General features: G+C 68.2%; 19 protein-coding genes. 5 read left to right on the top strand and 14 right to left on the bottom strand.

Features of this window, described 5'->3' with window-relative positions; all coding sequences use genetic code 11:
- Positions 1–8: 8 nt before the first annotated feature.
- Entirely contained in the window at positions 9–1,079 is a 1,071-nt protein-coding gene (locus FCF25_RS12155) for a DnaJ domain-containing protein (RefSeq protein WP_137048883.1), read from the bottom strand.
- 149 nt (positions 1,080–1,228) lie between these two features.
- Here FCF25_RS12155 and FCF25_RS12150 point away from each other — a divergent pair, with 149 nt between their 5' ends.
- Positions 1,229–2,215, top strand: coding sequence for an MBL fold metallo-hydrolase (locus FCF25_RS12150; RefSeq protein ID WP_117591784.1), 987 nt, complete (start codon positions 1,229–1,231; stop codon positions 2,213–2,215).
- A 175-nt stretch (positions 2,216–2,390) separates the two neighbouring features.
- On the opposite strand, the gene FCF25_RS12145 is transcribed toward FCF25_RS12150, so the two are convergent.
- Positions 2,391–2,861: a hypothetical protein gene (locus tag FCF25_RS12145; RefSeq protein WP_117591786.1), complete on the bottom strand. Its 471-nt coding sequence runs from the start codon at positions 2,859–2,861 to the stop codon at positions 2,391–2,393.
- A 131-nt stretch (positions 2,862–2,992) separates the two neighbouring features.
- Between FCF25_RS12145 and FCF25_RS12140 the strand changes: the two genes are divergently transcribed.
- Together FCF25_RS12140 and FCF25_RS12135 are read left to right on the top strand one after the other, a co-directional pair.
- Positions 2,993–3,739, top strand: a complete 747-nt coding sequence (locus FCF25_RS12140; RefSeq protein ID WP_117591788.1) for an SDR family NAD(P)-dependent oxidoreductase — start codon at positions 2,993–2,995, stop codon at positions 3,737–3,739.
- A gap of 107 nt (positions 3,740–3,846) precedes the next feature.
- Positions 3,847–4,134 (top strand): DNA-directed RNA polymerase subunit L, encoded by a 288-nt coding sequence (locus FCF25_RS12135; RefSeq protein ID WP_117591790.1) that lies wholly within the window; start codon positions 3,847–3,849, stop codon positions 4,132–4,134.
- Positions 4,135–4,176: 42 nt separating this feature from the next.
- Here the strand turns inward: FCF25_RS12135 and FCF25_RS12130 are convergent, their stop codons facing one another.
- The 3 genes from FCF25_RS12130 to FCF25_RS12120 form a co-directional block, all read right to left on the bottom strand.
- Positions 4,177–4,752 carry a DUF1684 domain-containing protein gene (locus tag FCF25_RS12130; protein ID WP_137048882.1) on the bottom strand — a complete coding sequence of 192 codons (576 nt, stop codon included), beginning with the start codon at positions 4,750–4,752 and terminating at the stop codon, positions 4,177–4,179.
- 164 nt (positions 4,753–4,916) lie between these two features.
- Positions 4,917–5,729: an imidazole glycerol phosphate synthase subunit HisF gene (hisF, locus tag FCF25_RS12125; protein ID WP_137048881.1), complete on the bottom strand. Its 813-nt coding sequence runs from the start codon at positions 5,727–5,729 to the stop codon at positions 4,917–4,919.
- Between the two features lie 510 nt (positions 5,730–6,239).
- On the bottom strand, positions 6,240–8,027 hold the full coding sequence (locus FCF25_RS12120) for an alpha-glucosidase (protein ID WP_137048880.1): 1,788 nt from the start codon (positions 8,025–8,027) through the stop codon (positions 6,240–6,242).
- A gap of 64 nt (positions 8,028–8,091) precedes the next feature.
- On the opposite strand from FCF25_RS12120, the gene FCF25_RS12115 reads away from it, so the two are divergent.
- Together FCF25_RS12115 and FCF25_RS12110 are read left to right on the top strand one after the other, a co-directional pair.
- Entirely contained in the window at positions 8,092–8,292 is a 201-nt protein-coding gene (locus FCF25_RS12115) for a hypothetical protein (protein ID WP_137048879.1), read from the top strand.
- Positions 8,293–8,511: 219 nt separating this feature from the next.
- Positions 8,512–9,165: a dolichyl-phosphate hexose transferase gene (locus FCF25_RS12110; protein WP_254425911.1), complete on the top strand. Its 654-nt coding sequence runs from the start codon at positions 8,512–8,514 to the stop codon at positions 9,163–9,165.
- Between the two features lie 4 nt (positions 9,166–9,169).
- Here the strand turns inward: FCF25_RS12110 and FCF25_RS12105 are convergent, their stop codons facing one another.
- The 9 genes from FCF25_RS12105 to purL form a co-directional block, all read right to left on the bottom strand.
- Positions 9,170–10,843 carry a GMC family oxidoreductase gene (locus FCF25_RS12105; RefSeq protein WP_137048877.1) on the bottom strand — a complete coding sequence of 558 codons (1,674 nt, stop codon included), beginning with the start codon at positions 10,841–10,843 and terminating at the stop codon, positions 9,170–9,172.
- Positions 10,840–11,373 (bottom strand): gluconate 2-dehydrogenase subunit 3 family protein, encoded by a 534-nt coding sequence (locus FCF25_RS12100; protein ID WP_137048876.1) that lies wholly within the window; start codon positions 11,371–11,373, stop codon positions 10,840–10,842. Before FCF25_RS12100 ends, FCF25_RS12105 begins: the two co-directional genes overlap by 4 nt.
- Positions 11,374–11,581: 208 nt before the next feature.
- Positions 11,582–13,732 carry a glycosyltransferase family 39 protein gene (locus tag FCF25_RS12095; protein WP_137048875.1) on the bottom strand — a complete coding sequence of 717 codons (2,151 nt, stop codon included), beginning with the start codon at positions 13,730–13,732 and terminating at the stop codon, positions 11,582–11,584.
- Positions 13,732–14,886, bottom strand: a complete 1,155-nt coding sequence (locus FCF25_RS12090) for an ABC transporter ATP-binding protein (RefSeq protein ID WP_137048874.1) — start codon at positions 14,884–14,886, stop codon at positions 13,732–13,734. The genes FCF25_RS12095 and FCF25_RS12090 overlap by 1 nt, the downstream gene beginning before the upstream one ends.
- The gene (locus tag FCF25_RS15680; protein WP_168191247.1) at positions 14,883–15,050 is read right to left on the bottom strand and encodes a hypothetical protein; all 168 of its coding nucleotides are present in this window, start codon (positions 15,048–15,050) and stop codon (positions 14,883–14,885) included. Before FCF25_RS15680 ends, FCF25_RS12090 begins: the two co-directional genes overlap by 4 nt.
- Positions 15,047–16,699 carry an iron ABC transporter permease gene (locus tag FCF25_RS12085; protein ID WP_137048873.1) on the bottom strand — a complete coding sequence of 551 codons (1,653 nt, stop codon included), beginning with the start codon at positions 16,697–16,699 and terminating at the stop codon, positions 15,047–15,049. Before FCF25_RS12085 ends, FCF25_RS15680 begins: the two co-directional genes overlap by 4 nt.
- Positions 16,700–16,744: 45 nt before the next feature.
- Positions 16,745–17,908 (bottom strand): iron ABC transporter substrate-binding protein, encoded by a 1,164-nt coding sequence (locus FCF25_RS12080; protein WP_394347886.1) that lies wholly within the window; start codon positions 17,906–17,908, stop codon positions 16,745–16,747.
- A gap of 44 nt (positions 17,909–17,952) precedes the next feature.
- Entirely contained in the window at positions 17,953–19,125 is a 1,173-nt protein-coding gene (locus FCF25_RS12075) for an alpha-1 4-glucan-protein synthase (protein WP_137048871.1), read from the bottom strand.
- Positions 19,126–19,226: 101 nt separating this feature from the next.
- Positions 19,227–21,383 (bottom strand): phosphoribosylformylglycinamidine synthase subunit PurL, encoded by a 2,157-nt coding sequence (gene purL, locus FCF25_RS12070; RefSeq protein ID WP_137048870.1) that lies wholly within the window; start codon positions 21,381–21,383, stop codon positions 19,227–19,229.
- Positions 21,384–21,540: the final 157 nt, after the last annotated feature.

Raw genomic sequence — 21,540 nt, 5'->3', positions numbered from 1 at the left:
GGCGGCGTTCACCGCGTCGCCCACAGATACCTGCCCACGTCGCCGAGGAACCACGTCGCCGAGAGGACGGGCACGACGACGGCCAGCAGTAAGACGAGCGCGACCATCGGTGCGAGCGCGGCGCTCAGGCCGAGCGCGACCGTCGGCGCGAGCGCGCCGACGGCGTACAGCCACGTCGTCCCCGACCCGAACCGGCGGACGGTGACGACGAGCGAGAGCGGGAGTGCGACCGCACCGACGGGAAACAGGAGCGCCTCGGGCGTCGCCGTCGGCGTCTGCGTCGCTTCGAGGACGAACGGGAGGAGGCCGTCGAGACCGTACGACCCGCGCAGCGTCGCCACCGACGGTGCGCTCGCGAGCTCGGACGCGAACGCGTCGAGCGCGGGGAGTTGGGCGAAGAGGTACTGCGCGACGCCGGCGACGTACAGTATCGTCGCACCGAAGACGGCCGTCCAGTGGTGCAGGAGAGTGCGACGGCGCGACGACCGAACCTGGTTCTGCCGGCGCTGCTGACGACGGCGTGCGCGGCGTGCCTCCCGCGTTTTCGCGCGGGCATCGGCCGCGTCGGGGTCGTGGCCGCCGACGCTTCCGCCGGCGGTTCGACCGCTCGACCGGCGGTTCGACCGACCGCGGGAGGTCCCCGTCGAACTCGTCGACGAAGCCGTACCGGACGCCGAAGCCGAGCGAGCGGTCGACGAGCGGGACGCGGAGGTGGTCGACGCGGAACTGCTCGACTTCGACGTACCGGCGCGACTCGAACGCGACGACGCGCCGGACGAACCGCTCGAACTCGGGGAACTCGACGAGTCCTCGTCGTCGCCCCAGCGCGACGCGGAGGGGTAGCCTTTCATCCGCTTTTTGACGTACGTTCTGTGGCCCAGTCGCTCGTAGTCGGCGCGCTCGGACTCGTCGGAGAGGACGTCGTACGCCCGGCGAATCGTCTGAAACTGCGCGGTCGCGCGGTCGTCGTCGTTCACGTCGGGGTGGTACTCGCGCGCCTTCGCCCGGTAGGCGGCTTTCAGTTCCGCCTGTGTCGCGTCGTCGGAGACGCCGAGGAGGTCGTAGAAGTTTTCGGGCATGCCCTGTTGCGGAAGCGCTACGCAAGCCCCCGGTTTGAATGTACCGGAGCGTGACTTTCAAGAAAAGCCGAAAACGGTAGAACGCGAGGATTGAATCCGTCGTGATCGAAAGTGGGAAACCTCATACGGGTTCGCCGAGTGGGTCGACCGTGAAGCGAATCCAACTGGGGAACACCGTCTTCGAGGGGAAAAACGACGTCTACCTCCTCGACGGGGAGACGACGACCCTCGTCGACACGGGCGTCGCGACGACGGACGTCCGCGAGCAACTCGAAGCCGAACTGGCGGCGTTCGGCGTTAGCTTCGCCGACGTCGACGAGATTCTCCTCACCCACTGGCACTACGACCACGCCGGCCTCGCCGGCGAGATACAGGCCGAGAGCGACGCCGTCGTCCGCGTCCACGAAGCCGACGCGCCGCTGGTCGCCGGCGACGAGAGCGCGCTCTCGGCCGAGAACGAGACGACGCGCCGGAAACTCCGCGAGTGGGGCCTGCCGGACGACCGCCGCGAGGAACTGCTCGACTTTCTCTCCGAGCACGAGAGCCTCGCGGGTCGCCCCGCCGAGGTGACGCCGTTCGAGGACGGCGACACGTTCGCCATCGACGGCCGCGAGTACGAGGCGGTCCACCTCCCCGGCCACTCGGCCGGCCTCTCCGCGTTCGCCTTCGAGGGCGAATCGGGCGAGGAGGCGTTCGTCGGCGACGCGATTCTCCCGAAGTACACCCCGAACGTCGGCGGCGCGGACGTGCGCCTCGACGCGCCGCTGGAACTGTACGTCGACAGCCTCGTCCGCTTCATCGACCGCGACTTCGACCGCGCGTGGCCGGGTCACCGCGACGTCATCGACGACCCCGCTGCGCGCGCGGCGACCATCCTCGACCACCACCGCGAACGGACCGAGAACGTCGTCGGCGTGCTGCGCGAGCGCGGCCCGAGCGACCCGTGGACGGTGAGTGCGGAGCTGTTCGGCGAGTTGAAGAACATCCACGTGCTCCACGGTCCCGGCGAAGCGTACGCCCACCTCGCGCACCTCGAAGAACGCGGCGTCGCCGAACGCGACGGCAACGAGTACGAACTCGTCGACGACGACCCGGATATCGAAGACCTGTTCCCGACAGTCGACGCACGGTCGTAGCGTCAGTCGGCGAGTTCTGTAGCCGGTCGTTCTCTCGTGGTGTTGCATCGCTGACAGCGGTACGCGTCGGCGTACTCGCTGTGCTCGTCGGGGCCGCTTTTCGCGGCACTTCGACCGGACTCGGTAACTCGGTCACTTGAAACTGGTCACACCGCCGCCGGAGACGGCAGGTGTGTCAGACCCCGTCGTCACCGCGATAGCCGCGGTAGAACGCGGAGAGCGCCCGACCGAGCGCCCACGTCACCGCAGCCGCGACGACGGTCCCGAGTCCGAAGAGGACGGTGTGGTCGCGGGATACCGCCCACACGAAACCCGACGCGAGAAACTCCACCGTGACCACGACCGCCGCGAAGACGGCGACAGAGAGCGTCACGTGGCGCACCAGATTCGGGAGGCGACCGCTCCGGCTGAGTGCCGCGAACCCGTCAAGTCTGACGGCGGCGACTTCGGTTACTACCACGTACGAGAGAGCGACGGCGGCGACCGACGCGACGACTTCCCACTCGCCGGAGAGCGAGCCAACGGCGAGCGACGCGAGAATCTCGGCGGCACGAACCGTGACGAGATAGGTGGGGAGTCCGAACAAGCCGAGCGATCCGATGCGGACCGCGCCGGCGACGAGTCGGCCGTGGGTGGAGGGCGTCATACCGCTCGGTGGGTTGCCATCTGTCAAAAAGCTGTGTTCGACGGAGTGACCGCGCAATCGGACACCGAATCCATCGAGAACGTGTTATCGACCGACATGGTGACTTTGTGTTTGCGGAGTGTCGACACCGTATGGGTGAACTCGACGGTACGTCCGCGCTCGTCACCGGCGCATCGAAAGGTATCGGACGCGGCATCGCAGAAGGCTTTGCGAGCGAGGGGGCCGCAGTCGCGATAAACTACCACTCCGACGAGGAGGCCGCCCGAGAGGTGCGAGAGGCCATCGAGAGCGACGGCGGTACCGCCGTCGTGGAACAGGCCGACGTGAGCGACGAGGACGACGCCCGGGAGCTCGTCGCGGCGGTCGAAGAGCGGTTCGGCGGCGTCGACGTGCTCGTGAACAACGCGGGCGTCCTCGAACCGTCGCCGCTCGACGAGATGGACGTCGAGACGTGGGACCGGACCATCTCGGTCGACCTCCGGGGGACGTTTCTCGTCACGCGCTTCGCCATCGAGGGGATGCTCGACCGAGGCGACGGCCGGGTCGTCAACGTCGCCTCTCAGTTGGGTATCAAAGGAGCCGAAGAGCTGACCCACTACTCGGCCGCGAAAGGCGGCGTCATCGCCTTCACGCGCGCGCTCGCTCGGGAGGTGGCTCCCGACGTGCGGGTCAACGCCATCGCGCCGGGCCCCATCGAAACCGACCTCCTCGACGACACCACCGAGGAGTGGCGCGAGAACAAGAAAGCGGAGGTGCCGCTCGGCCGCATCGGCGACGTGGACGACGTGGTCCCGACGGCGATACTGCTCGCCGGCGACGGCGGCGACTACTACACGGGCCAGACACTCAGTCCCGACGGCGGCGACGCGATGCACTGACTCGCGGTCGGCCGCTCCGAACCGTGGTTCGGGGCCGCGGACGTCTGCGCCGCCGCCGTCGTCGCAAAGACGAAACACTAAACCGGCCCGGAAGGGAACGCAGGAGCATGGAACTGCGGGTCATCGACAAGACCGACGAGGAACTCCGCATCGAGGTCGCCGGGGAAGACCACACGTTCATGAACGTGCTCAAGGGCGCGCTCCTGGAGACGGAGAGCGTCGTCGCCGCGACGTACGACATGAACCCCGAACAGTCCGGCGGGCAGACCGACCCGGTGCTGACCGTCAAGACCGACGGCACCGACCCGCTCGACGCGCTGGGCGACGCCGCCGGACGGGTCCAGACGCAGATGGGTAGCCTCCGCGACGCCTACGAGTCGGCCGCCGGCGCGTAAACTCGCCGCTCCGTCCGCTTTCTCTCTCCCGCTGTCCGCCGCTCACTCAGCGGTGGCGTCGTAGCCTTCGCTCGACTCGTACGTCTTCTCGCCCGCCTCGATAGCGACGGCGAGCCAGTTTTCGACCGGCACCATCGGACACTCGTAGCGCGCGGAGTACGCGCAGAAGGGGTTGTACGCGAGGTTGAAGTCGACGACCCACCGGCCGTCGTCGGCGCGGTCGTCCTCGGGGTGTAAGTCGAGATACCGCCCCGCCCCGTACGTCTCCTCGCCGCTGGTCTCGTCGCGGAAGGGCATCCAGAGTCCCGGGTCGTCGGCATCTCGGCGGTACGCCTGCAGCGTCTGCCGTTCGCCGCCGACGTCGAACCGGAACTCGCCCCAACGGAGATACTCCCGCTCACCCTCGGTCGTCGTCGCGACGACCACCTGCTCTTTCTCGTCGTGTTCGTGCAGGTCGAGTTCGAAGCGGTAGTCGTCGTCGGGCGGGTAGTACCGCAACCCCTCGAAGTCGTGGCGTTCGGCGTCGGGAATCGGCGACTGCGGGTTGTCGCTGAAGTAGCTGTCTTTGTTTCGGCGGTGCTGTTCGAGAGTCTCCTTCCAGTCGGTCGGCGCGCTCATACTCCGTGTACGTAGGCCAGATAAATCAGCGTTCGTCGGACGTGCCGACGGCGCGCATTGGGGCGAAACGACCGAACGAGAGATGACCGGACGGGAGACGACCGGACGGGAGACGACCGGACGAGAGGTGACCGAACGAGAGACGACCGGACGGACGGCGGCGGTTACAGTCGAACCGGCACGTCGCGTTCGTCCAAGTACTCCTTGACGTCCCGAATCGAGTACTCGCCGAAGTGGAAGATGGAGGCGGCGAGGCCGGCGTCCGCGCCAGCCTCGGTGAACACCTCGTACATATCTTCGGGACCGCCACAGCCGGAGGAGGCGATGACGGGCGTCGAGACGGCGTCGCAGACGCCTTTCGTCAGGGGGATGTCGTAGCCGTCTTTCGTCCCGTCGGCGTCGATGGAGTTGACGAACAGCTCTCCCGCGCCGCGGGATTCGGCCTCTTCGGCCCACGAGACGACGTCGGTTCCGGTCCCCTCGCGGCCGCCTTTGACGGTGCACTCGAACCAGCAGGACTCGCCGTCGACCTGCGCGTAGTACTCCCCCTCCTCGTCGTAGCGACGGCGGGCGTCGACGCTGATGACTATGCACTGACTGCCGAACGCCGCCGCGCCCTCGGTGATGAGTTCGGGACGCTCCAGTGCGGCGGTGTTGATAGAGACTTTGTCGGCCCCGGCGCGGAGCGTCTCCTTGATGTCCTCGCGGGTTCGGATGCCGCCGCCGACGGTCAGCGGGATGAACACCTCGTCGGCGACGCGCGAGACGGTGTCGAGCATCGTCTCGCGGCCGTCGGCGGAGGCGGTGATGTCGAGGAACACGAACTCGTCGGCGCCCGCCTCGTTGTACCGTTTCGCCATCTCGACCGGGTCGCCGGTGTACTCGAGGTCCTCGAAGTTGACGCCGGTGTAGACGGCCGGATTCCCGTCGTCGTCCAGGTCCACGTCGATACAGGGGATGATGCGCTTCGTCAGCATTCGTTGTCGGAGAATTCGCGGGTGGCGGGTTTCACGGTTTCGACTCCGTCAGTCCCCTCGGCGGACGTTCGGGTCACGCGCGTCGGTATCGGCGGCGGCACAGTCACTTGAGACTGGCACAGCCTGTGAGTGCAGGAGGAGTACCGTCGCGGCGACAGCGCCGGCTAACCGTCTGATTTCGGGAGAAAGGTAGAGAGATGCTGACACACCAGTTTGCTCACCACCTTCATGGCGGTCGGGCCGCGAGGGCTCCGACGGGTAGTCCGTACGGCCTCCGACCGGTAGTAGCCGTCGCCAACATAGATAGGCTAACCGCACGAACGGAGTCGATTCCGACGACTGTCGAAGTTTTTTCCGCCGGCAGTCCACCTCACAACAGCCGCGAGAGTCGTTCGTTCGCGGCGCAGACGTGGACGTGGGTCGCGGACAGAGCCGTCAGAAGGGACACCCATAGCAGATTGGGTCGGACGAGACGGGCGAGCGAGCCGCCGCGTCGGATCGTACGACGCGTCAACCGAGACGGTAGACGCGACTCTCCCACGGGCGGAGAGCGAGCGCGTCGACGTCGTGTTCGACCGGGGGACCGTCGGCCGCGTCGTAGTTACCGAGCAGCAGTTCGGCGGTCGTGTCGTCGACCGACTCCCGAACCGACGCCGGCAGTTCGAACGCCGTCTTCCGATCCGCGAAGTTGTGCACGACGAGCGCCGTCTCGTCGCCGAGCGTTCGAGTGTACGCCCACAGGCGGTCGTGGTCGGGGTAGTACAGGTCGTACTCGCCGTAGACGAGCACGTCGTTCTCCTTTCGCACGTCGATGAGTCGCCGGTAGTAGTGCCAGACCGACGCCGGGTCGTCGCGGGCGGCCTCGACGTTTATCTCTTGGTAGTTCGGATTGACGTTTATCCACGGTTCGCCGTCGGTGAAGCCGGCGTTCTCGTCGTCGGACCACTGGACGGGCGTGCGGGCGTTGTCCCGGCTGTTCTCGCGCAGGCCACCCTTTATCTCCTCGAAGGAACTCACCTCGCCGGAGTCGAGCGCGTCGCGGACGGGGTTTATCGTCTCCACGTCGCGGAACTCCGACAGCGACTCGAACGGGTAGTTCGTCATACCGATTTCGGCTCCTTGGAAGACGTAGGGCGTGCCGCGGAGCGTGAAGAGGAGCGTCGCGAGCAGTTTCGCCGACTCGGCGCGGTACTCGCCGTCGTCGCCGAAGCGCGAGACGAGGCGCGGCTGGTCGTGGTTGCTCAGGTAGAGGCTGTTCCAGCCGTCGGGAAAGAGGCCGTTCTGCCAGCGGCTGAAGACGCGTTTCAGCTCCCCGAGCTCGTAGCCGTGGTAGTCCCAGATGTTCTCGCCCTGGTCGAGCAGCACGTGGTCGAAGTGAAACAGCGTGCTGAGGCCGTCGCCGTCGTCGCCGACGTACCGGAGCGCCTCCTCCATCGACATCTCCTGGCCGATCATCTCGCCGACGGTGAACACGTCGCGGTCGGCGAGCACTCTGTCGCCCATCTCGCCGATGTAGTCGTGGACTTTCGGGCCGTCGATGGTAGCGTCGAAGTCGTCGTACACGTGCGGCGGGTCGTGCTGGGTGACGCTGTCGGGTTTCGAGACGAGGTTGATGACGTCCATCCGGAAGCCGTCGATGCCCTTCTCCAGCCACCACTCCATCATCTCGAACACCTCGTCGCGCACCTCGGGGTTCTCCCAGTTGAGGTCGGGCTGCTTTCGGTCGAACAGGTGCATGTACCACTCCTCGCTCCGCTCGTCGTAGGCCCACGCGGGACCGCCGAAGAACGACCCCCACTCGTTCGGCGGAGCCTCGTGTTCCGGCCCCTCGTGACCGGTGAAACCGTCGACGTCGGTGCGACCGTGCCGCCAGATGTAGTAGTCGCGGTACTCGCTGTCGGGGTCGCGCGACTTCGTGAACCACGCGTGCTCGTCGGAGGTGTGGTTGACGACGAGGTCCATGATGAGCCGGATGTCGCGGTCGTGGAGCCCTTCGAGCAGCCGCTCCCAGTCGCCCATCGTCCCGAACTCGTCCATGATGGAGCGGTAGTCGGCGATGTCGTAGCCGTTGTCCGCGTTCGGCGACTCGTACACCGGATTGAGCCAGACGATGTCGATGCCGAGGTCGTCGAGGTAGTCGAGTTTCTCGATGATGCCGGGGATGTCGCCGACGCCGTCGCCGTCACTGTCGTTGAAGCTCCGCGGGTAAATCTGGTAGACGACCGACTCTTTCCACCACGCCCGGTCGACGTGCGCGGGGTCGGCGTCCTCGCTCGTCGCGTCCTGTGTCTCCTTCACGACTCTACTCACGGGTGGAGCCCATTTAGTTGTGTTTTAGTAGGCAGGTGCAGAACCCTCGGACATGGCTGACCAGAGCAAACCGAGCGAGCGCCGCGACGTCGACGAAGGGGACGAACCACACCAGGAGGCCGAGGACACCACGGCGGGCGAGCGAACGACCGCCCCGCAGAGCGCCTACACCACGAGTCAGGTCGGGACCGGCTTCGTCGTCCTTCTCGTCGGCCTCCTCGTCGTCTTCGGCGTCCCGTTGCTTCTGGGCTGAGCGGGGAGGACGGGAGAGGCGAAGCCGCGCCGCCGCTGTTTTTGGTAAACCTAAAAACCCGGGCGTCCGTCCGAAGAGACGATGAGCGATACGACCGCGCAGGCGGACGAGAGCGCCGACGCCGAGCCGGAGACCGAACTCGACGAACTCGACCGGGCCGAGCAGAGTAGCAGCGCAGACCGACGCGAACGCTACACGTTCGACGACGTGAGCGTCGTGATGGGGACGTACAACGAGGAGGCGGCCATCGAGTCGGTGCTCGCCGACATCGACGAGGTGACCGACGGCCGCGCCGAGGTCGTCTGCGTCGACGGGTCGTCGGACCGCACGCCCGAGATAGCCCGCGAACACGGGGCGCGGGTCATCCGCCAGCGACCGCAGGGGTACGGCGTCGCCGTCGAGGCGGCGCTGGCGGCGGCCTCGCGGCCGGTCGTCGTCACGACCGACTGCGACGGCACCTACCCGATGGAACAGCTCCCCCAGTTCCTCGACGCCATCAACGACGGCTACGACGTGGTGAGCGGCGACCGGCTCTACCACGGCGCGGAGGCGATGCCCGCCTTCAACCGCTTCGGCAACGCCGCGTTCGCGCTGCTGGCGAGCGCGCTGATGGGAGAGCGCGTCCACGACACGACGACCGGGATGCGCGCGTACCGCCGGGAGGTCGTCGACGATATCGAGTGGACCGAGAACACGGGGCTCTCCGCGGAGCTTCTCATCCGACCGCTGCTGCGCGGCTACGCCGTGAAGGAACTGCCGATCGAGTACGACGAGCGACTCGGCGAGACGAAACTCGACCCGCTCGGCGGCGGGGCGGCCATCGCGAACTCCATCGTGCGCGTCTGCCTCGAAGAGCATCGGCGGCGTCGGTAGGCGCTCAGAGCCGAGAGTCGAGGTCGTCGGCGACGCGCAGCGCGAGCGCGGCGATGGTGAGCGTCGGGTTCATCGCGCCGCTCGTGACGAACGCACCGGAGGAGGGAATCCACAGGTTCGAGAGGTCGTGGGTCCGGAGCCGGGGGTCGACGACGCTCGTCTCGGGGTCGGTCCCCATCCGCGTCGTCCCCATGTGGTGGTACGCCGGGCCGGTGTTGTCCGGGCCGACCGTCCACTCGATGTCGACGCCCAGCGACTCCAGAATCGTCCGCTGGATCTCGTTGGCGCGGGCGAGCGTCCGCCGGGTCCGGTCGTCGATACGCCAGTGAACCGCCGGGACGGGGTTACCGTAGTCGTCGGTCGTCCCGGGGTCCAGCGCGATACGATTCTCCGCGCGCGGCAGTTGCCCGACGAGCGCGCCCATCGCGACGTGGTTGCCGTAGCCCTCGCGGAGCTGCGACAGCAGTTCGTCGCCCCACGTCTCGGCCGACAGCGCCATCTCGACCGGCGACGGCCCGGCGTAGTTGAGAAACTCCAGCTTTATCGGCCCGAGGTCGTCATCGCTCGCCGGAATCGACGACTCGGTCCCCTCCGCGCTCGCGCCCGGCTCGTCGTAGAACTGGTGGCTCTCGGTCGTGATGAAGCCGACGTGGTTCTGTCGCGTCCGCTCGTCGAGCGTGCCGCCCATCCCCGCGAACAGGTGTTCCATGAAGTAGCGGCCGACGAGTCCCGAGGAGTTCGCGAGGCCGTCGGGGTACCGCTCCGACTCGGAGAGGAGGAGCAGGCGCGGGTTCTCGACGCCGCCGCAGGCCAGCACGAACGCCCGCGCCTCCTGTCTGTGCTCCTCGCCGTCGGGCGTCGCGTAGACGGCCGCCTCGACGCGCTCGCCCGCGGCGTCGTGTTCGAGTCGCTGGACCGGAACCCGGTCGAGAACGCGCGCGCCGGCCGCCTCGGCCTTCTCGACGTGGCTCTCGGCCGTGTACTTCGCACCGGAGGGACAGACCGGTTTGCACGTGCCGAACCCGACGCAGGCCGAGCGGTCGTCGTACGGTTCGGAGTTGCGCGCGTTCGGCACCGAGTGGGTCGTCACGCCGAGGCGTTCGCAGGCTTCGGCGAACAACGAGTCGCTGTAGGAGGGCTCGAAGGCGGGGAGCGGGTGCGGTTCGTCGCGCGGCGGCGCGAACGGGTTGTCCGACGCGCCCGCGACGCCGAGCGCCGACTCGGCCTCGGCGTAGTAGGGTTTCAGGTCGTCGTAGTCGATGGGCCAGTCGTCGGCGACATCGTCGCGGCTCCGCCGTCGGAAATCCGACTCGTGGAGGCGCATCACCATCCCCTGCCAGTGGAGCGTCGACCCGCCGACGCCCTTCGCGCGGGCGACGTTCAGCGGGTAGAACAGTTCGCCGGGCGTCGTGAACGCGTCTCTCGGGCCGCCCATCTCCCACACCTCCCTACCGCCGTGAGCCGGGCGAATCGACCGCTCCATCCGTTCGAGACGGTCGGCCGGGTCGAACCGCGGTCCGGCTTCGAGCACGACCACGTCGTGGCCGCGGTCGGCGAGTCGGTGGGCGACGAGTCCTCCTGCGGGTCCCGCACCGACGACGCAGACGTCGACCCGGTCGCTCGGCGTCCGGTCGGGTTCCGGGCTCTCCCGCTCGTCGCCGTCGTCGCTCGCGCTCACCGCTTCGGCCCCCGCCGATAGCTCTCGGTTCCGCCCGCGTACCCTTGCGGGTTCTCGATACCCACCAGTTCGCCGCCCGCGGGCGACGTGTAGAGCGCGAACTGCAGTTCGTCGACGACGTAGTAGCGCACGCGCTCGGCGACGCTCCCCTCGGGGTCGGGGTCGGCCGTCTCCGCGCCCATCTGGCGGAGCAGTTCGTCGCGCTCCTCGCGCGACAGCTCGGAAACCGGCGCGTCGAACCAGTCGACGGCGTACGTTTCGACGAGCGCCGCCGTCTCGACGACCCCGCGCTCGTACTCGGGTCGGTCCGACGCGCGGCCGACGACGTACGTCTCGACGAACTCGTCGACGCCGTCGACCGCCGAGGGGTAGACCGCCGCCGCGAGGGCGGTGAGCGTCTCGCCGGTCGGGACGTCCGGCGTCTCCCCTCCGTCGTCGCCGAGGCGGTCCCACGCGAGCGCACTCGCACCGCCGACGGCGACCCCACCGCCCGCGAGCGCCGCCAGCGCGTCCCGTCTCGTCAGCTCCATCGGCCTCGATTTAGGTAGACCTAAACAAAGGAGTTGTGTTTTCGACGGCGACGGGGGTTGAACCGGAGGAGCCACGGAGAGATATCTACATATCTATCCGGAAAGATATCTGTATAGCCAACTCTGGAATCTCGGGGAGAACGGGCCGCAGACGGCTGCGTTCCGACTCGGCCCCGTTCCGACTCGGCCCCGTTCCGACTCGGCCGCGCTATCCCGACGCCGTCGCGTTCGTCGCCACGGAGACGCCGTCGAGGTAGTCCCCGTCGGGGCCGACCCACGTCCCCTCGCGGCCGCACTCGGTCCGGAGGCGACAGACTCGCGTCTCCGGCGGCCACAGCGCACGGACCTCGTTACCGTCCCGGTCGACCGTGAGCTCCTGTCGGTACGTCACCGACTCGCCCGCGGTGCCCGCGAACCTGACGACGAGGTCCAGTTCGCTCGCGCCCGACGGGAGCGGTACCGATGGCCTGTCGGCGTCGCCGCCCGTCCGGTCGAGGTTCGCCACCCGCACGCCGTCGGGCGTTACCGTCCACTCGACGTCGACGGCGTCGCCCTCGGCGAACCCCTCGACAGAGTAGCGGGCGTACCCTCGCTCGGTCTCGACGCGGACGCTGACGCGCGTCGCTCCGCTCGGAACGCCGACGGTGGTCTCCCCGTCGACGCGCTCGCCGCGCAGCAGTTCGAGTTGTTGCAGTTCGGAGTCGACCGGTTCGACCGCACCGGTCCACGTCCCGCGGTAGGTGAAGCGGTAGAGCGTCCGGTTCTCGACGGCCGCGAGCGTCTGGAAATCCCTGTCGGGGCCGTCGTCGAGCGCGTACACCACGTCGCCGTCGAAGCCGGGGTCGTTGCGCAGATACTGGAACGGGTGGTTCTGCCAGTCTCCGTATGGACTGGGAACGAACACGAGCGCGCGGTCGAACTCGGCGCGCTCGAACGGTTCGTACGTCGTCTCGAAGTTGTCGGTCCGGAGGCGGTTCTCCTCGTAGGGGTCGGCGACGACCGACGCCTCCGCGGCGGCGACGACGGGCGCGGAGACGAGGAGCAGGCAGGCGAGCGCGACGCGAGCGGTCCGCCGATTTCGGCGTTTCTCGACCGCGTCGACCGCCGCGTCGGCGACGGCGACGACGCCCGCGGCGGCGAAGACGCCGAACGGGACGAGGAGGTCGAAGTGGTAGTACGGGCCGAGCAGGTCGACGAGTCCGTTCGCCAGCCCGTTGTGGGTGCCCCAGAAGTAGAGGTTGCCGACGACGACGGAGACGGCGACGCCGAGCAACAGCGCTCTGACTCCGTGGACCGACAGCGCCGTCGATTTCGGCGCGACCGGAGCGCCCGCGCGCCGCCAGCGCAGGGCGGCGACGCCGACGCCGACGGCCGCGAGGAGTGCCCCCGCGCTCCCGACGGCGACCCAGTCGGTGAACAGCATCGAGAGCGCCTCGACGGCGACGGCGACCGCCAGTTCCGGGGTGTAATCGACGACGTAGCCGAGAATCTCGCGCTCGCCGAAGCCGAGGCCGTCGCGGGGGGCGAACGCCTCGTAGGGGAACAACAGCGGGTCGCCCGTCACGGCGGCGTTGTAGCCGAGCGTCAGCGCGACGAACGCGAGACCCGGAACCGAGACGGCGGCCGTCCGGACGAGCGTCTCGCGGAGGCGGTCGGTGCCGAGAGCGCGAGAGAGGACGGCCAGCGAGTGGACGATGAACGGGGCGGCGAACAGCACCGCCGTGAACTGCCGGGCGAAGAAGGCCGCGCCGACGGCGACGCCCGAAACGAGCGCCCAGCGGCGACTCCCGGTTCTCGACGCCCGGACGTAGGCGACGGCGAAACAGAGGTTCAGCAGCGTCGTCGGCGCGTAGGCGAGATACACCGAGGAGGTGAACAGAAACAGCGGCGACGCGAGGACGAACGCCCCGGCGAGCAGTCCGACCCGCTCGTCGAAGGCCATCCGGCCGAGAACGGCGACGAGCGCGACGATTCCCGCGGCGACGACGACGAGCGCGACGACGTATCCGCCGGTGAGTGCACGAGAAAGGGCGAAGATGGCGGGCACCGCTGGCGAGTACTTGCCGTACATCCGCAGGGTCTCGCCGCCGTCGTCGACGACGAAGAACCACGGTCTGACGACCTCCGCGAGCGCACCCGGACGGAGGAACAGCCGGCCCTCCAGCAGCATCGCCGCCTGCGTCAGGTAGACCGCCTCGTCGTCGTTGACCGAGTGGTACGCGAACAGGTCGGTGGCGAGCCACCCGACGACGGCGGCCGCGAGAAGCGAAAGCGCGAGCGTTCCGAGCGCGAAACCGCGACGCCGGAGAACGGACTCGTCGGACTCGGACGTCGAGAAGCGCCGACCCACCCACGACATCAGCGGTCGACGACGGTCTCGGCTCCCTCGGGGAACCACGAGAGGTCGTGCGCCGCCGCCAGCGAGAGCGCGACGCGCTCGCCCCGGTCGAGGTGGACGTCGTGGTTGTGCATGCAGCTAACCGCCTCGCCGGAGTCGAGTTCGATCTCGTACAGCGCCGTCGGCCCGAGGTAGCGTCGGGACGAGACGACGCCGTCGCCGTCGGGGTCGGGCGTCGCTTCGAGGTCGTCCGGGCGGACCAAGAGCTCTATCGCGGAGCCCTCGTACTCCGGCGCGAGGCCGTGGATGCGCTCGCGCGGGATGTCGCCGACGGCGGTGGAGACGGCGTCGCGTCCGACGGTGCCGCCGAGGAAGCTCGCGTGGCCGAGGAACCCGGCGACGAACCGCGACTCGGGGTGCTGGAACACGCGCTCGGGGCGACCGATCTGCTCGATTCGGCCGGCGTTGACGACGGCGACGCGGTCCGACATCGACATCGCCTCCTCCTGGTCGTGGGTGACCGAGACGGCGGTGACGCCGGCCGCTTTGAGGATGCGTCGCACCTCCTCGCGCATCCGGACCCGGAGGTCGACGTCGAGGTTCGAGAACGGTTCGTCGAGCAGCAGCACCTCCGGTTCGGGCGCGAGCGAGCGCGCCAGCGCGACGCGCTGCTGCTGGCCGCCGGAGAGTTCGTCCGGGTAGGAGTCGCGCTGCGCCGAGAGGTCCACGAGGTCGAGCAGTTCGCTCACGCGCTTCTCGCGGTCGGCGTCGTCCCACTCCTTTAGCCCGAAGGCGACGTTCTCGCCCGCGGTGAGGTGCGGAAACAGCGCGAACTCCTGGAAGACGACGCCGACGCCGCGGCGCTCCGGCGAGCGGAACGAGCCGTTCCCGGAGACGACGTCGCCGTCGAGTCGAATCTCGCCCTCGTCGGGGCGTTCGAGTCCGGCGACGAGTCTGAGCGTCGTCGTCTTCCCGCAGCCCGAGGGGCCGAGCAGGGTGAGTATCTCCCCCTCCTCGACGGCGAGCGAGAGGTCCTCGATGACCGTCTCGTCGCCGAAGCGTTTGGAGACGCCGTCGAGTTCCAGCACCGATTCCGCCGAAGCGGTCGACTCCCGCGTCGACCGTACTGCCGTATCGTTGACCATCGTGTCGTTGACCATCGTGTCGTTACTCATCGTGAACCACCGCCGCCGGGTTGTCGTTCGTCGTTCGTGTCATCGATAATCGGGTCGTCGCTGTCGTGTTCGTCGCTGTCGTGTTCGTCGCTGTCGTGTTCGTCGGTTCGCCGTTTCCGTCGGTTCGCCGTTTCCGTCGGTTCGTCGGTTCGTCGGAGTATCATTTCACGTCGTACCCCTCCTGCGAGACGATGACGAGCATCGAGAGTCCCGAGACGGCCAGGAGGATGAGCGCCGGGACCGCCGCGCGGCCGAAGTAGCCCTGACTGTACGCCGACCAGACGCGCGTGACGAGCGTCTCGAACCCCGTCGGCGCGAGAAACAGCGTCGCCGGGAGCTCCTTCATCGTCGTGAGGAAGACGAGCGCCATCCCGCCGAACAGCCCCGGCGCGACGAGCGGCAGCGTGACGCTCCGGAACGCGCCGCCCGGGGTGCGCCCGAGCGTCCGCGCCGCCTCCGGCAGCTTGGGGTCGACCCGGAGGAACGACGCCCGCAGCGAGCCGACCGCCTGCGGGAGGAATCGGACGACGTAGGCGAACACGAGGAGGTAGAGCGTCTGGTAGATGGGCTGCGCGTAGGAGGTGCCCAGATAGACGAGCGCCAGTCCGATGACGACGCCGGGAACCGCGTAGCCGACGTACGTCGCGCGCTCGGCGAGCGTCGCGACCGTCCCGCGGTGGTGGGCGGCGACGTAGGCGACCGGGAACGCAAAAATCGCGGCGACGGCGGCGGTGGCGGCCGCGACGCCGACGGAGTTGAGCACGTACGAGATATCGAACGCCAGGGTCTCGCTGCCCACGTCGCTCGCGCCGCGGACGAACCACGTACCGAGAACCACCGACGGGACGGCGAGCGCCAGCGCGGAGACGCCGGTACAGAAGCCGAGCGCCGGACCTTTCCAGCGGCCGAGCCGGACCCGGTCGGTCGCTCGGCCGCCGCCGTACACCTGTTCGTCGCCGCGGATGCGCGACTCGGCGGCCAGAATCAGCAGCGTCACCGCGACCAACTGCAGCGACAGCAGGGCGGCCAAGTCGCGGCCGAAGGAGTTGAACTCGACGAAGATGACGCGGGTGAACGCGTCGAAGCGCATGATCGCCGGCGTCCCGAAGTCGGAGAGCGTGTACAGCGCCACGAGCAGCGACCCGGCCGCGACCGCGGGTCGAATCTGCGGCACCGTCACGCGGCGGAACGCCTCCCGGCGGGTGTGTCGGAGCGTCCGCGCCGCCTCGACGAGCGTCGTGTCCATCGACTTCAGCGCCGCCCGCGTCGTGATGTAGACGTAGGGGTAGGTGTACAGCGTGAGCACGAGCGTCGCCCCGGTGAAGCCGTAGAGCCGCGGCAGCGACTCGACGCCGAGGGGTTCGAGAAGCCGTTGGAGCGCCCCCTGCGGGCCGAACGCCGTCACGAACGCGAACGCGCCGATGTAGCTCGGGATGACGAGCGGCAGCGACACGGCGACGGTCCAGAAACGCCGAAACGGGAGGTCGGTCCGGACCGTCAGGTACGCCAGCGGGACGCCGACGAGAATCGAGGCCGCGGTGACCGCGACGACGAGGGCGGCGCTGTTGGCGAACACCTCCACGGTCTGGGGCCGAACCGAGAGCGCCACCGCCTCCTCGACGCCTACGTCGAAGGCCAGCCGGACGAGCCATATCAAGGGGAGGAGGACGACGACGGCCACCGTGGCAGAGGCGAGCGACAGACCGAGCGGCGGCGTCGATTCGCCGAGCGGCGTCGACGCCCCGTTCGACGCGCTGTGGTCTTCGGCGTCGCTGGCGGCGTCGTTCGCTCCGGTACTGTGTTCGGCGTCCATCTGTGTGTTCGGTGTGTAGGTGACGAGTCGGTGGAAACGTCCGCCTCAGAGGACACCGACGTCGCGCATCAGATCGACGGTGCCTTCGAGGTCCGACAGTTGCGTCAGGTCTACCCCCTGCGGCGGGTTCAACTCGTCGATACGCGGCAGGTCGCCCACGGGGTCGACGCCGGAGACGAGCGGGTACTCGAACGTCTCGCGGGCGAAGTAGTCCTGCGCCTCCGCCGACAGCAGGTGACGGATGAAGTTCGCCGCGAGTTCCTGGTTGTCGGATGTGTCGACCGTACACGCGCCGGCGACGTTGAAGATGCTCCCGGCGTCGCCGCTCGTGAACGCGGTGGCCAGCGGTGCGTCGTTACGGCCCGCGAGGATTCGCTGGATGTAGTAGTGGTTCGCGAAGCCGACCGAGATCTCGCCGTCGGCGATGGCCTGACAGACCAGGAACTCGTCGCTGTACTCCTGGACGCCGAGGTCCAGCATCCCCTGGAGCCACTCGCGGGTCGGCTCGTCGCCTTCGAGCACGCGCATCGCCGTGACGAACGCCTGAAACGAGCCGTACGTGGGTGCCCAGCCGACCTCGTCGGCGAACCGTTCGGCGTCGGGAAAGGCGGAGATGTCGTTCGGGACGTCCGAGGCCGACCACTGGTCGGTGTTGTACGGAACCGTCCGGGCGCGGCCGGAGGTGCCGGTCCACCGACCGTCGGGGTCGCGGAACTCCTCGCGGACGAGTTCGAGCACGTCGTCGGGGAGCGGGGTCGTCCGACCCTCCTCGGCGAGCGTACCGAGCGAACCGGCGTTGACCGAGTAGAACACGTCCGCGGGACTTCCGTCGCCTTCGGTGATGATCTGGTTGACGAGGTCCGAAGAGCCCGCGTACCGAACCTGGACGGAGAAGTCGTCGTAGAGGTCGTCGATGAACTCGACGAGTTCGCCGACGAGCGCCTCGCCGCGGCCGGAGTAGACGGTGAGTTCACCCGAGAGGGCGGGCATCTCCGACATCGAGGTGCCGCCGTCGATGGAACGGTCCCCGAACGGTGACCGACCCGAACCGATCTGTCCGATGCTCTGTGAGCCGTTCTGGCTGCCGTCGTCGCTCCCGCCGCCGAGAACACCGTTACAACCCGCGAGACCGGCGACGCCGGCCGTGAGCCCCGCGGCGACGAGGCGACGCCGACTGAGCCGTCCCGTGTCGTTTCGCTCCATATGGATTTTAGGTCTGCCTAAAATAATATAGAACTACCGGTTCGGGCGTCTCAGTCGTCGCTCGGAATCGGGCGTTCCGCGGCCGGCGTCGTCTCGGCCGCGTCGAGCGCCGACAGGCAGTCGAGCCACTCGCGCATCCGTTCGCCGACGAAGGTGAAGAACGCGCCGTTGTTGTACTCGCTCCAGTCGCCCTCGGCGAGTTCGTCGGCGATAGCTTCGAAGACGCCCGCGTACGTCTCGCGGCCGCCGCCGACGCCGTCGACGACCTCCCAGAGATGTTCGTTCAGTTCGAGTCCCGGCACCTCGTTGTTGAGGTCGTCGAACGTCGGTCGCGGGGCTTTGTTGTGCTCGCAGAGCGGCCGTCCGTTGACGACGTCCTTGTCGAGGACGTCGGCGGCGCGCTTGAGGAAGACGCCCGACCAGATGTCGTCGAAGCGCCCGACGTCCCACTCGTTGTCGTCCATCGGCAGTTGGTAGAACGCCGGGACGACCTCGCGCCGGAAGGCGAGGTTCATCGAGCAGACGGTCAGATACTGACCGCGGTCGGCGACGAAATCCCCGCCGAAATCGTCGGCCGAGGTTCGGGTCTGCGCCTGTCCCCGGAGGTCGCCGTCCATCAAGATGCGGACCGCGTCCAGGTCGGGAACGTTCGTCCACAGCCCCTGCGAGGCGACCACCTCGTCGACGTATCGGGTGTCGGTCTCGACCGACTCGTCCATCGCCGCGTAGGGGTAACCGCGGGGGTAGAGCCCGTGTTCGTCGAAGTTCTGGTAGAGGACGTTCACCCACCGCTCGTCGGAGCGGACGCACGTGATCTCTCCCTCGTAGTCGAGATTCTCGAAGTGGCGACCGAAGAAGTCCTCCTCGGGGTGCGGGAGCGTGTCGTCGTCGATGAAGAACCCGTACTCGAACTCGTTGGCCCACAGGTAGAGGAGGCCGAACGAGGTCTGGGCGTGGCTGGCGGCCGGAATCAGGTGAGCGTACTGCGAGAGGTCGTGCGCCTCGAACCACTCCCGGCGTCGACTCCCGTCGAACACCTCGCCGGAGACGCCCTCCTCGTCGAGCATCGCGCGCATCGCAGCCGTGTCGCAGAAGTCCTCGGTGACGAGGACGACGTGTAACCGGTCGAGGTCGAACCCGTGGTCTCGGGCGTTCTCGAAGTACGTCCGCATGCACTCGTACTCTCGTATCGTCGGGACGATGACGCAGGTGTCGGCACGCATAGTCGTCGTCCACACGTTTTTAGGACGGCCTAAAAAGCCTGCCGATTTTTAGGATTGCCTAAAACGGCGGCCGTGAGAAACGGGTGTCGTCGACGACCCCGTCAGTCCAGTTCGCGGGCGATAACGTCGCGGAGTTCTCGAATCTGGTCGGCCGAGTAGTCGAGCGTCTCCCCGCCGGCGGAGAGCGAAAGCGCCCCACTGTCGGTGGCTTCGCCGAGTTTCACGACGGGCGCGACTCCGTCGAACGCCTCGCGCACCGCCGCTTCGTCCGTCGTCTCGACGATGGCGCGGCCGGGCGTTTCGTCGAACAGCGAGAGCGCGTCGTCGACGGCGACGTCCGCGCCGGCCTCCGCGGTGACCATCTCCGCGAGCGAGACGGCGAGGCCGCCGTGGCTCACGTCGTGAACGGCGAGCGTCGCCCCGTCGTCGGCCACGACGGCGAGCGCCGAGACGACCTCCCCCGGGTTCTCGGGTAGTTCGGGGAACCGGTCGGCACCGCCAGCGTGCGCGAGGAACTCCGACCCGCCGAGCGCGTCGCCAGCCTCGCCGACGAGCAGCAGCGTCCCCTCGCCCGAAAACGCCGCGGGCGGGGCGTCGTACCCCGTTTTCGTCCCGACGACGGCGAGCGTCGGCGTGGGCGGAATCGGTCCCGTCACCGAGTCGTTGTACAGCGAAACGTTGCCGCCGACGACGGGCGTCGAGAGGTCGCGACACATGTCGGCGAGACCGTCGACGATTCCCTTGAACCCGCCGTACACCTCGGGTTTCTCTGGGTTGCCGCCGTTGAGACAGTCGACGGCCGCCAGCGGCGTCGCGCCCTTCGCGGCGAGGTTGGTGACGTTTTCGAGCGCGACGGCCCGCGCGCCGTCGTAGGGAGCGGCGCTCGTCCACTTCGGGTTCGCGCCCGAGGAGAACGCGAGTCCCGTCTCTGCTTCCCTGATGGCCATCACCGCGGCGTCGTCGCCGGGTTTCACCGCCGTTCGGAGCCCGACTTCGTGGTCGTACTGGCGGTACACCCAGCGCTTGCTCGCGGTCGTCGGACTGCCGACGACGGCCTCGAAGGCGTCAGCGAGGTCCGCGTCCGGCAGGTCGCGTTCCGGCTGTCGGGGTTCGACCGAGTCGAGGTCGTTCATCGGCGCGCCGTCGGCGAGATACTCGGCGGGTACGTCGACGGCGACTTCTCCGTCGAACGTACAGACGTAGTTGCCCTCCGCCACCTCGCCGATGACCGAACAGCCGATGTCGTACTGCTCGGTGATTTTCTGGACCGCCTCGACGTCCTCGGGACGCACCTCGTAGCACATCCGCTCCTGAGACTCGGCGAGGAGAATCTCCATCGCGTTCATGTTCGGTTCGCGCTGGTGGACCGCGTCGAGGTCGATGCGAGCGCCGAAGCCGCCTTTGGCGACGAGTTCGGAGGACGCGCCTCCGAGACCGGCCGCGCCGAGGTCGCGCGCCGACCGCACGAGTCCGGCGTCGACGAGGGCCTCGTTGGCTTCGATGAGCAGTTTCTCCGTGTAGGGGTCGCCGACCTGCACGGCGGGTCGGTCCTCGGTCTCGGCGTCCTCGGCGAGGTCCTCGCTGGCGAACGACGCGCCGCCGAGGCCGTCGCGGCCGGTGCCGTTGCCGACGAGTACGAGTTTGTTGCCGGCCTCCTGGGCTTCGGCGGTGACGAGGCGGTCGGTGGGGAGGAGGCCGACGCAGGCGACGTTCACGAGCGGGTTCCCCTCGTAGTCGGGGTGGAAGTCGACGCTGCCCGTCACTGTCGGGACGCCGATGGCGTTGCCGTAGTCGGCGATGCCCTCGACGACGCCCTCGAACAGGTAGCGCGAGTGTTCGTCCTCGAACTCGCCGAAGTAGAGCGAGTCGGCGAGCGCGATGGGGTACGCGCCCATCGAGAGCGTGTCGCGGACGATGCCGCCGACGCCCGTCGCCGCGCCGTCGTAGGGGTCGACGTACGAGGGGTGGTTGTGGCTCTCGATGCCGAGCGTGACGTACGTGTCGTCGTCGACGGCGACGACGGCGGCGTCGTCACCGGGACCGATAACGACGCGCTCCCACGGGTCGCTACGCTTCCCGTGTTCGTCCGAGGCGCTTCGCGCCTCGCGCTCGCTGTCGAACGCCGACAGCAACGGCCGAGACGAACGGTACGCGCAGTGCTCGCTCCAGAGGTTCTCGAACAGCGCCGCCTCGGCCGCCGTGGGTTCGCGGCCGAGTTCGGCGACGACGAGTTCGCGGTCGGCGTCGGAGAGACTCATTCACCTCCCTGTTCAGAAAGCGTCGATAAATCCCTTTTCATATGCACGCACGTGTGTATCGTCGCCGGCGAACGGAGCCTTCGGGACCGTGCTCTCCGGGTAGATTTCACAGTCCGGGCGTGAGATTCCGGTAGTTCTATGATTGCACGTGGTCACA

The sequence above is a fragment of the Haloprofundus sp. MHR1 genome (assembly GCF_005155585.1).
GTDB lineage: Archaea > Halobacteriota > Halobacteria > Halobacteriales > Haloferacaceae > Haloprofundus > Haloprofundus halophilus.
The sequence above is the reverse complement of the archived record's forward strand: the minus strand, read 5'-3'. Positions and strand labels throughout refer to the sequence as shown.